This window comes from Microbacterium sp. BLY (genome assembly GCF_017939615.1).
In the GTDB taxonomy this organism is placed as follows: Bacteria; Actinomycetota; Actinomycetes; order Actinomycetales; family Microbacteriaceae; genus Microbacterium.
Genome location: NZ_JAGKSR010000001.1, coordinates 1,557,576 through 1,572,897 on the forward strand (window position 1 = coordinate 1,557,576; position 15,322 = coordinate 1,572,897).

The 15,322-nt window shown below is 68.4% G+C and carries 9 protein-coding genes and 1 tRNA gene; all 10 read left to right on the forward strand.

The features are described 5' to 3' along the window. Positions 1-21 precede the first annotated feature (21 nt). Positions 22-987: an ABC transporter permease gene (locus KAF39_RS07755; RefSeq protein ID WP_210676735.1), complete on the forward strand. Its 966-nt coding sequence runs from the start codon at positions 22-24 to the stop codon at positions 985-987. Next, positions 984-2,756, forward strand: coding sequence for an ABC transporter ATP-binding protein (locus KAF39_RS07760; RefSeq protein WP_210676736.1), 1,773 nt, complete (start codon positions 984-986; stop codon positions 2,754-2,756). Before KAF39_RS07755 ends, KAF39_RS07760 begins: the two co-directional genes overlap by 4 nt. A gap of 233 nt (positions 2,757-2,989) precedes the next feature. Continuing rightward, a complete protein-coding gene (locus KAF39_RS07765; protein ID WP_210676737.1) occupies positions 2,990-6,493 on the forward strand; it encodes a DNA-directed RNA polymerase subunit beta in 3,504 nt (1,167 codons plus the stop codon). A 91-nt stretch (positions 6,494-6,584) separates the two neighbouring features. Beyond that, positions 6,585-10,460, forward strand: coding sequence for a DNA-directed RNA polymerase subunit beta' (gene rpoC, locus KAF39_RS07770; protein WP_210676738.1), 3,876 nt, complete (start codon positions 6,585-6,587; stop codon positions 10,458-10,460). A 203-nt stretch (positions 10,461-10,663) separates the two neighbouring features. Then, the gene (locus tag KAF39_RS07775) at positions 10,664-11,593 is read left to right on the forward strand and encodes a PfkB family carbohydrate kinase (protein WP_210676739.1); all 930 of its coding nucleotides are present in this window, start codon (positions 10,664-10,666) and stop codon (positions 11,591-11,593) included. An 86-nt stretch (positions 11,594-11,679) separates the two neighbouring features. Further along, positions 11,680-11,764: transfer RNA gene (locus tag KAF39_RS07780), tRNA-Tyr, on the forward strand. Positions 11,765-11,836: 72 nt separating this feature from the next. Then, on the forward strand, positions 11,837-12,328 hold the full coding sequence (locus KAF39_RS07785) for an FBP domain-containing protein (RefSeq protein WP_210676740.1): 492 nt from the start codon (positions 11,837-11,839) through the stop codon (positions 12,326-12,328). Positions 12,329-12,373: 45 nt separating this feature from the next. Further along, positions 12,374-13,174 carry an enoyl-CoA hydratase/isomerase family protein gene (locus KAF39_RS07790; RefSeq protein WP_210676741.1) on the forward strand — a complete coding sequence of 267 codons (801 nt, stop codon included), beginning with the start codon at positions 12,374-12,376 and terminating at the stop codon, positions 13,172-13,174. Between the two features lie 116 nt (positions 13,175-13,290). Beyond that, a complete protein-coding gene (locus tag KAF39_RS07795; RefSeq protein WP_210676742.1) occupies positions 13,291-14,292 on the forward strand; it encodes a hypothetical protein in 1,002 nt (333 codons plus the stop codon). Next, the gene (locus KAF39_RS07800; protein WP_210677986.1) at positions 14,292-15,086 is read left to right on the forward strand and encodes an inositol monophosphatase family protein; all 795 of its coding nucleotides are present in this window, start codon (positions 14,292-14,294) and stop codon (positions 15,084-15,086) included. Before KAF39_RS07795 ends, KAF39_RS07800 begins: the two co-directional genes overlap by 1 nt. The last annotated feature ends 236 nt before the right edge of the window (positions 15,087-15,322 follow it).

Here is a 15,322-nt window from a genome sequence, read left to right on the forward strand (position 1 = left end):
CATCCGAAAGGAGGCGCTCGTATGAGCATCGCCCTCCCACCCGCACAGGGACCGTCCGCCGAGAGCGGCGGGAGCATCGACACGGTCGCGATCGCGCAGGCCGACCTGAAGGACGGCGGCGGCGGCTTCTGGCGCGACGTCTTCCGCCGGCTGCGGCGCAATCCGACGGCGTGGATCGGCGCCGTCATCGTGCTCCTCTTCCTCCTCGTCGCGGTGCTCGCGCCGGTCCTCGCCCCCTACCCCGAGACCGCGCTCCCCGGGGCGAAGGAGATCACCCCCACGCACATCCCCGGACCAGGGGAGCTGCCGCAGTTCCCGCTCGGTCTGGACCGGTTCGGCGGCGACGTGCTGTCCAAGCTCATCTGGGGCGCCCAGGCGTCGCTGCTGATCGGCGTCGTCTCCACCGCCCTGGGTCTCGTCGGCGGCATGATCCTCGGGCTCCTCGCCGGCACCTTCGGCGGCTGGGTCGACACGGTCATCATGCGCGTCGTCGACATCATCCTCTCCGTGCCGAACCTCCTGCTGGCGGTGTCGATCGCCGCGATCCTCGGGCAGACCCCGTACGCCGTGATGATCGCCATCGGGGCGTCCCAGGTGCCGATCTTCGCGCGACTGCTGCGGGCGTCCATGCTCCAGCAGCGCTCCAGCGACTACGTGCTCTCGGCGCAGACGCTCGGCCTCGGCCGCGGCCGGATCACGATGTCGCACGTCCTCCCGAACGCGATCGGGCCCGTCATCGTGCAGGGCACCCTGACCCTCGCGACCGCGGTGATCGACGCGGCGGCGCTGTCGTTCCTCGGTCTCGGTGGCGGCGGCCCCGCGACGGCCGAGTGGGGGCGCATGCTCACCTACGCGCAGGCGGAACTGGCGATCGCCCCGTGGCTGGCGTTCCTCCCCGGCATCTGCATCGCCGTCACCGCACTGGGCTTCACCCTGCTCGGTGAGGCGCTGCGAGAGGCCATGGACCCGAGGACGAGGGCACGATGAACATCCGTGACGAGGGCGCCGTGCGCGCCGCGAAGGAGAACGGCATGGCGGACGAGCCCCTGCTGTCGGTCGAAGGCCTGGCGGTGGACTTCGCGACCATGGACGGCGTCGTTCACGCCGTCGAGGGTGTGGACCTCGAGATCCGCCCCGGGGAGACCGTGGCGATCGTCGGCGAGTCCGGTTCCGGCAAGTCGACGACCGCGATGGCGATCATCGGGCTGCTCGCGGGCGGAGGGAAGGTGGCCGCCGGCAGCATCAAGCTCGACGGGCGGGACATCTCCCACGCCTCCGAGAACGAGCTGCGATCGATCCGCGGACGGGACATCGGGCTCGTGCCGCAGGACCCCATGTCCAACCTCAACCCCGTCGCGAAGATCGGCACGCAGGTCGCCGAGACGCTGCTCGCCCACGGCCTCGCCACGCGGCAGAACGTGCAGTCCAAGGTCGTCGAGGCGCTCACCGCCGCCGGGCTGCCGGATCCGGAGCGCCGGGCGAAGCAGTATCCGCACGAGTTCTCCGGCGGCATGCGGCAGCGGGCGCTCATCGCCATCGGGCTGGCGTGCAAGCCGCGACTGCTCATCGCGGACGAGCCCACCAGCGCGCTGGACGTGACGGTGCAGCAGACCATCCTCGACCAGATCGCCGAGATGACGAGGGAGCTGGGCACCGCCGTGCTCCTCATCACGCACGACCTCGGGCTCGCCGCAGAACGCGCCGAGCGCGTGATCGTGATGCATCGGGGCAAGGTCGTCGAGCAGGGGCCCGCGCGGCAGATCCTGGAGGATCCGCAGCACCCCTACACGCAGTCGCTGGTGAAGGCGGCGCCGTCGGTGGCGGTGGCCCGGCTGCGTCCCGAGGCGTTCGTCCGGGACGCTTCGACGGGCTCAGCGACCCAGGCGGACGCTTCGACGGGCTCAGCGACCCAGGGTGCTTCGACAGGCTCAGCGACCCACCAGGGGTCTGGGTCCCTGAGCTCGTCGAAGGGCAACATCGTCGAGATCGAGAACCTCACGAAGGTGTACCCCGTGCGCGGGAAGCACGACGACTTCGTCGCCGTCGACGACGTCTCGCTCGCGATCCCGCGGGGGGAGACCGTCGCGATCGTGGGGGAGTCCGGGTCGGGGAAGACGACGACCGCCCGGATGCTGCTCAAGGTGATCGAACCCACGAGCGGACTCATCCGCTACGAGGGCAAGGACATCTCGACGCTGAACCGCGCGGAGACGAAGGAGTTCCGGCAGCGGGTGCAGCCGATCTTCCAGGACCCGTATTCGAGCCTGAACCCGATGTTCACGATCGAGCGCCTGATCGCCGAGCCGCTGGAGTTCTACAAGCGGGGGAGCGGGGCGGATCGGCGCAAGCGCGTGCGACAGCTGCTGGACGACGTCGCGCTGCCGCAGTCGATGCTGCGGCGCTACCCGTCCGAGCTGTCGGGTGGGCAGCGCCAGCGCGTCGCGATCGCGCGTGCTCTGGCACTGTCGCCGGATCTCATCGTGTGCGACGAGCCGGTGTCGGCGCTCGATGTGCTCGTGCAGGATCAGATCCTGCGGCTGCTGGGCGACCTGCAGCGCGAGTACGGGCTGAGCTACCTGTTCATCTCGCACGACCTCGCGGTGGTGCGTCTCATCAGCGACTACGTGTGCGTGATGAAGGACGGGAAGCTCGTGGAGGCCGCGTCGTCGGAGGAGATCTTCACGAACCCTCGCGACCCCTACACGCGTCGCCTCCTCGCCTCGATCCCCGGGAACGAGCTCAACATCGCCTCCTGACCCGAGACCCCGGTTTCGCGTCGAAACCGGGGTCTCGCCGGTCCCATTACCGCAGCATCGAAGATTGGTCAAGGATTGCGCTTGCCATGTCGCGAGATCGCGTCTATAGTTGGTAGTTGCGCTCGCTTCTCCCTGCCCTCATATGGTGGTCGGCATCTCGTGAGCTTCTGAGCGCACTCCACCTGACGACAAAGGAATCGAGAAGCCCTGCGGGGCTCACGGAGGTTATTCCCTTGGCTGCTGCTCCCAACGCATCCACATCCACCACCACCAAGAACGGACGCGGAGCTTCCCGTCTCTCGTTCGCCAAGATCTCCGACACGCTGACGGTCCCCGACCTTCTCGCCCTGCAGACCGAGTCCTTCGGTTGGCTGGTCGGCAACGACGCCTGGAAGGCGCGCGTGGCCGAGGCCAAGGCCGCCGGTCGCACCGACGTGAACGAGAACAGCGGTCTGGGCGAGATCTTCGAGGAGATCTCCCCGATCGAGGACCTCGGCGAGACGATGCAGCTGTCGTTCACGAACCCGTACCTCGAGCCGGAGAAGTACTCCATCGAGGAGTGCAAGGAGCGGGGCAAGACCTACGCGGCTCCGCTCTACGTCGAGGCCGAGTTCATGAACCACCTCACGGGTGAGATCAAGACCCAGACGGTCTTCATGGGCGACTTCCCGCTGCAGACCGACAAGGGCACGTTCATCATCAACGGCTCCGAGCGCGTCGTCGTCTCGCAGCTCGTGCGCTCGCCGGGTGTCTACTTCGACAAGACCCCCGACAAGACGAGTGACAAGGACATCGTCTCGGCGCGCGTCATCCCGAGCCGCGGTGCCTGGCTCGAGTTCGAGATCGACAAGCGCGACCAGGTCGGCGTCCGCGTCGACCGCAAGCGCAAGCAGTCCGTCACCGTCTTCCTCAAGGCGCTGGGCATGACCAGCGAGGAGATCCTCGCGGAGTTCGCCGGCTACACCTCCATCGAGGAGACGCTCGCGAAGGACACGATCGTCACCAAGGAAGACGCGCTGCGCGACATCTACCGCAAGCTGCGTCCGGGCGAGCAGGTGGCCGCCGAGGCCGCCCGCGCGCTGCTCGACAACTTCTACTTCAACCCGAAGCGCTACGACCTCGCCAAGGTCGGCCGGTACAAGATCAACCACAAGCTGGGTCTCGACACCCCGCTGACGGAGTCGGTGCTGACGGTGCAGGACATCGTCGCCACGATCAAGTACCTCGTGCGTCTGCACGCGGGCACCGAGGAGACCTTCGAGGGCATCCGCGGCGGCAAGAAGACCGAGATCCGTCTCGCGACCGACGACATCGACAACTTCGGCAACCGTCGCATCCGCGCGGTCGGCGAGCTGATCCAGAACCAGGTCCGCACGGGTCTGTCCCGCATGGAGCGCGTCGTCCGCGAGCGCATGACCACGCAGGACATCGAGGCCATCACGCCGCAGACCCTGATCAACGTGCGCCCCGTCGTCGCCGCGATCAAGGAGTTCTTCGGAACGTCGCAGCTGTCGCAGTTCATGGACCAGAACAACCCGCTCGCGGGTCTGACCAACAAGCGTCGTCTGTCGGCCCTGGGCCCCGGTGGTCTGAGCCGCGACCGCGCCGGCGTCGAGGTCCGTGACGTCCACCCCTCGCACTACGGCCGCATGTGCCCGATCGAGACGCCGGAAGGCCCGAACATCGGTCTGATCGGTGCGCTCGCGACCTTCGCGCGCATCAACTCGTTCGGCTTCATCGAGACGCCGTACCGCAAGGTCGTCGATGGTGTCGTGACCGACCAGATCGACTACCTGACCGCCTCCGAGGAGGTCGACTACAACATCGCGCAGGCGAACGCGCCGCTCGATGCGAAGGGTCGCTTCCGCGAGAGCCACGTGCTCGCGCGCCCCAAGGGCGGCAGCGGTGAGGTCGACCTGTTCCTCCCGGAGGAGATCGGCTACATCGACGTCTCGCCGCGCCAGATGGTGTCGGTCGCGACCTCGCTTGTGCCCTTCCTCGAGCACGATGACGCGCAGCGCGCGCTCATGGGCGCGAACATGCAGCGTCAGGCCGTGCCGCTGCTGCGTAGCGACTCGCCGCTCGTCGGAACCGGTATGGAGGGCTACACGGCCATCGACGCCGGTGACGTGATCACCGCCGAGAAGGCCGGTGTCGTCTCCGAGGTCTCCGCGGACCGCGTCGTCGTCATGCTCGACGAGGGCGGCACGCAGGAGTACCACCTGCGCAAGTTCGACCGCTCGAACCAGGGCACGTCCTACAACCAGAAGGTCGTCGTCTCGGCCGGTGAGCGCGTCGAGGTCGGAGAGGTCATCGCCGATGGTCCCGCCACCGAGAACGGCGAGCTGGCCCTCGGGAAGAACCTCCTCGTCGCGTTCATGACGTGGGAGGGCTACAACTTCGAGGACGCCATCATCCTGAGCCAGGACCTGGTGAAGGACGACACCCTCTCGTCGATCCACATCGAGGAGTACGAGGTCGACGCCCGCGACACGAAGCTCGGCAAGGAGGAGATCACCCGTGACCTCCCCAACGTCAGCCCGGAGCTGCTGAAGGACCTCGACGAGCGCGGCATCATCCGCATCGGCGCCGAGGTCCGCCCCGGCGACATCCTCGTCGGCAAGGTCACCCCGAAGGGTGAGACCGAGCTGTCGGCCGAGGAGCGTCTGCTCCGCGCGATCTTCAACGAGAAGAGCCGCGAGGTCCGCGACACGTCGCTGAAGGTGCCCCACGGTGAGCAGGGCACGATCATCGCGGTCAAGGAGTTCAACGCCGAGGACGGCGACGACGAACTCGGCTCCGGCGTGAACCGCCGCGTCGTGGTCTACATCGCCCAGAAGCGCAAGATCACCGAGGGCGACAAGCTCGCCGGCCGCCACGGCAACAAGGGTGTCATCGCGAAGATCCTGCCCGTCGAGGACATGCCGTTCCTCGCGGACGGCACCCCGGTCGACATCGTCCTCAACCCGCTCGGCATCCCGGGTCGAATGAACTTCGGCCAGGTCCTCGAGACCCACCTCGGGTGGATCGCGAAGCAGGGCTGGAAGGTCGAGGGCACCCCGGAGTGGGCCGCCAAGCTGCCGCAGCAGGCCTTCGAGGCCGCGCCCGGCACCAAAGTCGCCACCCCGGTGTTCGACGGTGCCAGCGAGGAGGAGATCTCCGGTCTGCTCGACTCGACGCTCCCGACCCGTGACGGCCTGCGCCTGATCGACTCGAGCGGCAAGACGCAGCTGTTCGACGGCCGCTCCGGCGAGCCGTTCCCGGCGCCGATCTCCGTGGGCTACATGTACATCCTGAAGCTCCACCACCTGGTGGACGACAAGATCCACGCCCGCTCCACCGGCCCGTACTCGATGATCACCCAGCAGCCGCTCGGTGGTAAGGCGCAGTTCGGTGGACAGCGCTTCGGTGAGATGGAGGTGTGGGCCCTCGAGGCCTACGGTGCGGCGTACGCCCTCCAGGAGCTCCTCACGATCAAGTCCGACGACATCCTCGGCCGCGTCAAGGTGTACGAGGCCATCGTCAAGGGCGAGAACATCCAGGAGCCCGGCATCCCGGAGTCGTTCAAGGTGCTCATGAAGGAGATGCAGTCGCTCTGCCTGAACGTCGAGGTCCTCTCGGCCGACGGCACGCTGGTCAACCTCCGCGACACCGACGACGAGGCGTTCCGCGCCGCAGAGGAACTCGGTATCAACATCTCCAGCCGCTTCGAGGCCGCCTCGATCGACGAGATCTAATCCTTCGACAGGCTCAGGGACCCAGTCTCTGGGTGGCTGAGCCTGTCGAAGCCCAGACTTCTCAAAAAGAATTTCCGACACAGGAGAACTAGTGCTCGAGTCCACAACCTTCGATGAGCTTCGCATCGGCCTGGCGACCGCAGACCACATCCGCGCGTGGTCCTACGGCGAGGTCAAGAAGCCCGAAACCATCAACTACCGCACCCTCAAGCCGGAGAAGGACGGTCTCTTCGGAGAGCAGATCTTCGGCCCGTCCCGTGACTGGGAGTGCGCCTGCGGCAAGTACAAGCGCGTCCGCTTCAAGGGCATCGTCTGCGAGCGCTGCGGCGTGGAGGTCACCAAGAGCTCCGTCCGTCGTGAGCGCATGGGTCACATCGAGCTCGCCGCTCCCGTCACCCACATCTGGTACTTCAAGGGCGTGCCCTCGCGCCTCGGCTACCTGCTGGACATGGCGCCGAAGGACCTCGAGAAGGTCATCTACTTCGCCGCATACATGGTCATCTCGGTCGACGAGGATGCCCGTCACCGCGACCTGGGCACCCAGGAGAACAACATCCGTCTCGAGCTGAAGACGCTCGGCGACCGCCGCGACGCGAAGATCGCGGAGCGCCTGGCGAAGCTGGAGGAGGAGCTCGCGGCCCTCGAGGCCGAGGGTGCCAAGGCCGACGCCAAGAAGAAGGTCAAGGACGCCGCCGAGAAGGAGATGTCGCTCATCCGCAAGGGTGCCGACGAGGCGATCCTGAAGCTGGAGCGCGTGTGGGAGGACTTCCGCACGCTCGAGGTCGGTGCCCTGCGACCGGAGGACGACGTCTTCCACGAGCTGCAGGACCGCTTCGGTCAGTACTTCGAGGCCTACATGGGTGCCGAGGCGATCCAGCGTCGCCTGGCCGCGTTCGACCTGGCCGCCGAGGCCGAGAGCCTGCACCTGCAGATCTCGGAGGGCAAGGGCCAGCGCAAGATCCGTGCGATCAAGCGCCTCAAGGTCGTCAACTCGTTCCTCGAGACTGGCATGAGCCCGGCCGCGATGGTGCTCGACGTCGTCCCGGTGATCCCGCCGGAGCTGCGTCCGATGGTCCAGCTCGACGGTGGCCGCTTCGCGACCTCCGACCTGAACGACCTGTACCGCCGCGTGATCAACCGCAACAACCGTCTCCGTCGCCTGATCGACCTCGGTGCCCCCGAGATCATCGTCAACAACGAGAAGCGGATGCTGCAGGAGGCCGTCGACGCACTGTTCGACAACGGCCGCCGCGGTCGCCCCGTCACCGGTACCGGCAACCGCGCCCTGAAGTCCCTGAGCGACATGCTCAAGGGAAAGCAGGGTCGCTTCCGCCAGAACCTGCTCGGCAAGCGCGTCGACTACTCGGGCCGTTCGGTCATCGTCGTCGGCCCGCAGCTCAAGCTGCACCAGTGCGGTCTGCCCAAGCAGATGGCGCTCGAGCTCTTCAAGCCGTTCGTCATCAAGCGTCTGATCGACCTGGGTCACTCGCAGAACATCAAGGCCGCGAAGCGTGCCGTCGAGCGCACCCGTCCCGAGGTCTGGGACGTGCTCGAGGAGATCATCCGCGAGCGTCCGGTGCTGCTGAACCGTGCACCCACCCTGCACCGTCTCGGCATCCAGGCGTTCGAGCCGCAGCTCGTCGAGGGCAAGGCCATCCAGCTGCACCCGCTCGTCTGCGCGGCGTTCAACGCCGACTTCGACGGTGACCAGATGGCCGTGCACCTTCCGCTGTCGGTCGAGGCTCAGGCCGAGGCCCGCGTGCTCATGCTCGCGTCGAACAACATCCTGAAGCCGTCGGACGGCCGTCCGGTCACCCTGCCCTCGCAGGACATGATCATCGGTCTGCACCACCTGACGACGGTCAAGGCCGGCGCCAAGGGCGAGGGTCGTGCGTTCGGCTCCGTCGGCGAGGCACAGCTCGCGTACGACGAGGGCACGCTCGACCTGCAGGCGAAGGTCCGCATCCGCATCCCGGGTCTGGCCTTCCTCGAGGGCGAGGCTCCCGAGGGCTACGAGAAGCACGGTCTGGTCGACGCGTCGCTCGGTCAGGCGATCTTCAACGACGCGCTGCCGAAGGGCTACCCCTTCGTCCGCGAGCAGGCCGATAAGGGCAAGCTGTCGCAGATCGTCAACAAGCTGGCCGAGGAGTACCCCAAGGTCGAGACGGCCGCCACGCTGGACCGCATCAAGGATGCCGGTTTCTACTGGGCGACCCGTTCGGGTGTGACCGTCGCGCTGAGCGACATCCTCACCCCGCCGAACAAGGCGGAGATCGTCGCCGGTTACGAGAAGCAGGCCGCGAAGGTCCAGTCCCAGTACGAGAAGGGCCTCACGACCGACGCCGAGCGTCGTCAGGAGCTCATCAAGATCTGGACCGAGGCGACCGACGAGGTGCAGGCCGCGATGAAGGCGCACTTCCCGGAGGACAACACCATCAACCGCATGGTGTCCTCTGGCGCTCGTGGTAACTGGCTGCAGATCCGGAACATCGCCGGTATGCGTGGTCTGGTGAACAACCCCAAGGGTGAGATCATCCCGCGTCCGATCATCTCCTCGTACCGCGAGGGTCTGTCGGTGGCGGAGTACTTCATCGCGACGCACGGTACCCGTAAGGGTCTGGCCGACACCGCTCTGCGTACCGCCGACTCGGGTTACCTGACCCGTCGTCTCGTGGACGTCTCGCAGGACGTCATCATCCGCGAAGAGGACTGCGGCACGTCGAAGGGCCTCGAGCTCCCGATCGCCGCTCCGAACTCGCAGGGTGAGCTGGTGCGCGACGCGAACGTCGAGAACTCGGTGTTCGCCCGTACGCTGGCCTCCGACGTGGTGAACGCCGCGGGCGAGGTCCTGGCCGCGGCTGGCGACGACGTGGGCGACGTGCTCATCGACAAGCTGGTCGCCGCGGGCGTCGAGACCATCAAGGTCCGCTCGGTCCTGACCTGCGACTCCGCCGTCGGCGTGTGCGCGCAGTGCTACGGCCGTTCGCTCGCGACCGGCAAGACCGTCGACATCGGCGAGGCCGTCGGCATCATCGCGGCCCAGTCGATCGGTGAGCCCGGTACCCAGCTGACGATGCGTACCTTCCACACCGGTGGTTCGGCGTCGGCGGATGACATCACGCAGGGTCTGCCCCGTGTGCAGGAGCTGTTCGAGGCGCGTACCCCCAAGGGTGCATCGCCGATCGCGGAGGCCGACGGCCGCATCACGATCGACGAGACCGAGAAGGCCAAGAAGGTCATCCTCACGCCCGACAACGGCGACGAGCCCGTCGTATACCCGGTGCTGAAGCGTGCCACCCTCCTCGTCGAGGACGGCCAGCACGTCTCGGTCGGTCAGCCCCTGCAGGTCGGCACGCTCGACCCCAAGGAGGTCATGCGCGTCATGGGTGCCCGCGAGGTGCAGAAGTACCTCGTCGGCGGCGTCCAGGGCGTCTACCGCTCGCAGGGTGTGCCGATCCACGACAAGCACATCGAGGTCATCGTCCGCCAGATGCTCCGCAAGGTCACCGTCGTCGACCACGCCGACACGACCCTGCTGCCGGGTGAGATGGTCGACCTGAAGCGCTACCAGCAGATCAACCGCGAGGCCGTGGCCGAGGGCAAGCGCCCCGCGTCCGGTCGCCCGGAGCTGATGGGTATCACGAAGGCGTCGCTCGCGACCGAGTCGTGGCTGTCCGCTGCGTCCTTCCAGGAGACGACCCGCGTGCTCACGCAGGCCGCCATGGAGGGCAAGCGCGACCCGCTGGTCGGTCTCAAGGAGAACGTCATCATCGGAAAGCTCATCCCCGCCGGAACCGGTCTCTCGAAGTACCGCGACGTCACGGTCGAGGCCACCGAGGAAGCCAAGAGCGAGCGTTACCCGAACCGGATCTTCGCATCCGACGGCGCGTACGCGGACGGCGACTTCGGCTACGTCGACTTCGACGCGTTCTCGACGGACGACATCACCCCCGGTACCTACAACTGAGGTGTGAGTGAGTGAACGAAGGCCCCGGGCATCAGCCCGGGGCCTTCGTCGTCCCGCGGCGCGTTCGGGTGTGCACAACTCAGGAGATCCGGGGCGGCACGCCGCCTTCGTGCGCCCCCCGCAGCCTGGGCGCCACGATCTCCTGAGTTGTGCACGCGCCCGCACGCGCTCCGGAGCGCGTGCGGGCGCGGTAGGGTCGGCGAGTGAGCACTGAGACTTCCCCCGGCGGGTCGGCCGTCGTCATCGGAGACGCCCTGATCGACGAGATCCGGGATGACAGCGGCGTCCGCGAGTTCGTCGGCGGAGCTGCCCTGAACGTGGCGGTCGGGCTGCGACGGCTCGGAATCCCCACGACGCTCATCGCGATGGTCGGGGAGGACATCGCGGGCGCGCACATCCGCGAGTATCTGGCCGATTACGGCGTGGGGCTGATCGCGAGTGCGGCGCCGCACGGGTCATCGCGTGCGGTCGTGACCCGGGCCACGAACGGTGAGCCGAGCTACGTCTTCAACCGGGCGGCGCAGGAGCGCACGATCCGATACTCGGAGGAGGCGAGGGCCGCCATCGCCGGCGCGGACATCGTCGCGGTCAGCTGCTTCCCCTTCGACGTCCCGGCAGAGGTCGATGCCCTCGCGGACGCGCTGGAAGGCGCGCGACTGGCGATCGACCCGAACCCGCGCACCGGCATGCTGTCCGAGCGGGAGGAGTTCGTCCGCGGCTTCGAGCGGCTGGCGGGCCGCGCGGAGCTGGTGAAGGTCGGTGCCGACGACGCGGACGTGCTGTACGACGGCGATCTCGACGCCCTGCGCGCACGGCTCCGGAGCCTCGGCGTCACGGCCGTGCTCGCGACGGCCGGTGCGGACGGTGCCGTGCTCGAGTCGGAGGCCGGATCAGTCTCGGCGCCCATCTCCACGCTCCCTGGTCGCGTGGTCGACACCGTGGGGGCGGGGGATGCGACTCTGGCCGCCGTCGCCGCCGGACTGGTGGACGGCGCCCCGCAGGCAGCCGAGGAGTGGTCGGCCCTGCTGGAGCGCGCGATGGACGTGGCCGCCGCGACCTGTCGCGCCGAGGGCGGCCTGCTGCGCACGCCGGAGTCGCTGCCGGACGCCGACCGCGGCGTGTACGGGAGCTGACGCCTCGATTTCTCGCGCCCGCATCCGGCAGGTATGATTGTTCTTCGTGCCCCCGGTTGGCTGTTCAAGTCGGACGGGTGCGCTCTGGCGAGTTACCCAAGTGGCCAAAGGGATCTGACTGTAAATCAGCCGTCTTCGACTTCGGGGGTTCGAATCCCTCACTCGCCACCACGGAAGCCCCCGCTCGCGGGGGCTTCTCCCGTTCCCGGCCTCACCTCCGCGCCGAGTTCCTAGACTGGAGCGATGCGACCTCTCACCGAAGCCGACGTCCGGGCCTCGTTCGTGAACGCGGACGCCGACGAGCTGCGCGTCATGGAGATGCCGCACGACTTCCTTCTCGTGGACTGGGATTACCTGGACTTCTTCGCCTGGCGGGATCCGAGCGCAGGCAAGCGCGGCTACGTCCTGATCCCGCACGAGGGGCGCGTGGTGGGCGTGGTACTGCGGGCGTCCGAGCCCGGGCGCGGTCGCTCGGGCATGTGCAACATCTGCCACACGATGCAGCCGGGCAACCAGGTGGCGTTGTTCGCCGCCCGGCGCACGGGAGAGGCGGGGGAGCGCGGCGACTCGGTCGGCACCTACATCTGCGCCGATCTGTCGTGTCATGAGAACGTGCGCCTGGCACACCCGCTTGCACCGAACGAGATCCGCGCGGCCGGTCAGGTGGACTTCCGGCTCGACGGCACCCGGCGGCGCATGGAGCGGTTCGTCTCCCGCGTCTGGGACGGCTCCTGAGCGCGACTAGCCTGGAGGCATCCACCTGTGCTCGAAGGAGACGCCATGAGTGATGCCATCCTGTTCGCCGTCGACGGAGGGCTGGCGCGCCTGACCCTCAACCGTCCGACCCGCCTCAATGCCTTCAACGCCGATCTGGCGTACGCGTGGCGGGATGCGACGGTCGAGGCGACGTCGCGGGACGACGTGCAGGCCATCCTCATCGACGCGGCGGGCCCGGCGTTCTGCGCGGGCGGCGACGTGATCGACATGGCGACGACGATGGGGTCGTCCGGGGCGGAGATCACCGCGCTGGCGGAAGTCATCAACACCGGGATCCGCGCGCTCACGGAGTCGAGCGTCCCGGTGGTCGCCGCGGCGCACGGCACGACGGCCGGCGGCGGACTCGGCATCCTGCTCGCCACGGACTATGCGGTGGTGGGATCACGGTCCCAGCTCGGGAGCCTGTACGCGAACATCGGCCTCACGCCCGACCTCTCCGTGTCCGCACAGCTCGCGCGCGCCGTCGGCCAGCGCCGCGCCCTCCAGCTCGTGCTGCAGGACCGGCTGCTCACCGCCGCGGAGGCCCTCGACTGGGGGCTGGTGGCGGAGGTCGTGGAGGGCGAGGACGGCAGGGCGGAAGCCGACCGCGTCCGCGCGCGAGCCGAGGAGGTCGCGCGGTTCTGGCTCGCCGGGGCCGCCGACGCGTACGGCCAGGCCAAGCGGCTGGTGCGGTCCCAGCCCGAACGCACCTTCGCGGAGCAACTGAGCGAGGAGGCCCGCTCCATCGGTGCCGCGCTGGAGACCCCGGACGCGCAGGCGCGGGTCGCGGCGTTCGCGGCAGCATCCGCGAAGAAGGCCGTCTGACCCTTCCTCCCCAGCCTCAGGGAGAGCGACTCCCTGTCGGATCCCCGAGGGAACCCCGGCCAAGCGGGTGCGCGCGTGGCAGGATGAAGGCATCGCCGCTCGACGAGAGGACCTCCATGTCGCAACCGGACACCGCCCGGCCACAGCCGCAGGGTGAGAAGAAGAACATGTCGCTGCTCATCCGGGGCTCGCTCTGGGTCGCCATCGGCGCGCTCATCGCCGCGGCCCTCGTCTGCGTCGTCTGGGTACTGGTGGGTGACCAGAACGGCCTCATCGGGCGCGCGTTCCTCACGATCCTGCTGCTCGCCGCGTTCGCCGGGATCGCTATCCTCGAGGCGGGCCTCGCCCCCAACCGTCCGGACTGGCTGCAGCTCGCGAGCATGGTCAGCTGGGTCATCGCGCTCCTCGTCGGTCTCGTGAAGATCTGGCTCCCGGAGGACGGCTTCTACTTCGGCGCAGAGCGCTTCTTCCAGCTGCTGCTCGTCATCGGGATCCTGCAGCTCGCGCTGCTGCATGTGCGGCTCTTCACCCGTGCCGCACAGCGCCACGTCACCTCGTTCACGCGGATCATCCACATCGTGACGATCGTCTTCCTCGGCGGGCTCGTGGCGATGCTGGTGTTCTTCCTCACCTTCCCGAACACCTTCGACTACAACGAGTTGTACTGGCGCATCGTCGTCGCGCTCACGATCCTCGTCGCCGTCGGCACCACCCTCATCCCGCTGCTGAACGCCCTCTTCGCGCCGAAGAAGGCGCCCGCCGCCCGCGCGGTCGCCACCGCGCCCGCCTGGCCGACCTATGCCGACGGGATCACGCCGCTCCCGGTCCTCCCGGACGGGAGCCCGGACTGGAACGCCTACTACACGGGCTACCCCTCCACGGCACCTCCGGCGCTGGGTCAGGCGCCCGCCGCGACGCTCCCCGCGTCGACGCCGCCGCCCGCTCCGTCCGTACCGCCGTTGCCGGACTACGCCGCGCCCGCACCGGGTTCGGCCCCGCCGGTGCCAACGCAGCCTGCTCCTCCGCAGCCTGCTCCTCCGCAGCCCGCGGCGCCGACGCACGGCGACCCCTCCGCGTTCCCGCCGCCTCCGCCCGCGCCCTCCCACCCGGCCCCGTGATCGACGCTCTGGAGCTCAGCGCCCTCGCCACGGAGATCGCTGAGGAAGCGGGAGCGCTCGCGAGTGCCCGGCGTCGTCAGGGCGTGCAGCTCGCCGCGACGAAGTCGACGCTGGCGGACATCGTGACCGAGGCCGATCGTGAGGTCGAGGCGCTCATCCGCGAGCGTCTGCGTGCCGCGCGACCGGCGGACGGGTTCCTCGGAGAGGAGTCCGGTGCGGCCAGCGGAGACAGCGGAGTCACCTGGGTCGTCGATCCCATCGACGGCACGGTCAACTACGCCTACGGCATTCCGTCCTACAACGTCAGCATCGCGGCGGTCACCGGGCCGCCGGAGCCGGATGCCTGGGAGGCGCAGGCCGCGGCGGTGCACGCACCGGCCATGGGGGAGACCTTCACGGCGGCCCGCGGCCACGGTGCGTGGACGGACGGCGGCCGGCTCGCGGTGACCGAGGTGACGGACGCCGGCGCCCTCCTGGCGACCGGCTTCGGATACGACCCGTCCACCCACGACGGAGACCTCGCGACGGTGCGGCGCGTGATGCCGATCGCTCGCGACGTCCGGCGGATGGGAGCGGCGGCCCTCGATCTGGCCTACGTCGCCGCCGGCCGCCTGGATGGCTACTTCGAACGGGGTCTTAAGCCGTGGGATCACGCCGCGGGCGCTCTGCTTGTCGAGGAGGCCGGCGGCCGGGTCAGTCGGATCGACCGCGAATCGTCGCGTCCCCTCCTCATCGCGGGTGGCGCGACCGTGCACGCCCGACTCCGGGCTATCCTCGATGAGGAAGAACACTGACCGATCCATGGCATTCTCAGGTGGATCCGGGTAGTGTTTACCCGATCGTTACTTTCACCACCCGAAGGTGAGAGTTGTCATTGCGCCCCCGAGCATCACGAACGACCGAGAGATTAGTTTTGCCCTTCGAGAACCCCCAGGCTGCCGCTGCGCCCACGCGCCGGTCCAGCCGCCCTCGCACTGCGGCCTCCGAGGCCTCGGCGAGCGGGTCGACGGCACCCCTCGCTGACGCGGAG

Bases quoted from the DNA above. Each gene is read 5' to 3' on its own strand.
- KAF39_RS07755 (WP_210676735.1), top strand. From the start codon at position 22: ATGAGCATCGCCCTCCCACCCGCACAGGGACCGTCCGCCGAGAGCGGC.
- KAF39_RS07760 (WP_210676736.1), top strand. From the start codon at position 984: ATGAACATCCGTGACGAGGGCGCCGTGCGCGCCGCGAAGGAGAACGGC.
- KAF39_RS07785 (WP_210676740.1), top strand. From the start codon at position 11,837: ATGCGACCTCTCACCGAAGCCGACGTCCGGGCCTCGTTCGTGAACGCG.
- KAF39_RS07790 (WP_210676741.1), top strand. From the start codon at position 12,374: ATGAGTGATGCCATCCTGTTCGCCGTCGACGGAGGGCTGGCGCGCCTG.
- KAF39_RS07795 (WP_210676742.1), top strand. From the start codon at position 13,291: ATGTCGCAACCGGACACCGCCCGGCCACAGCCGCAGGGTGAGAAGAAG.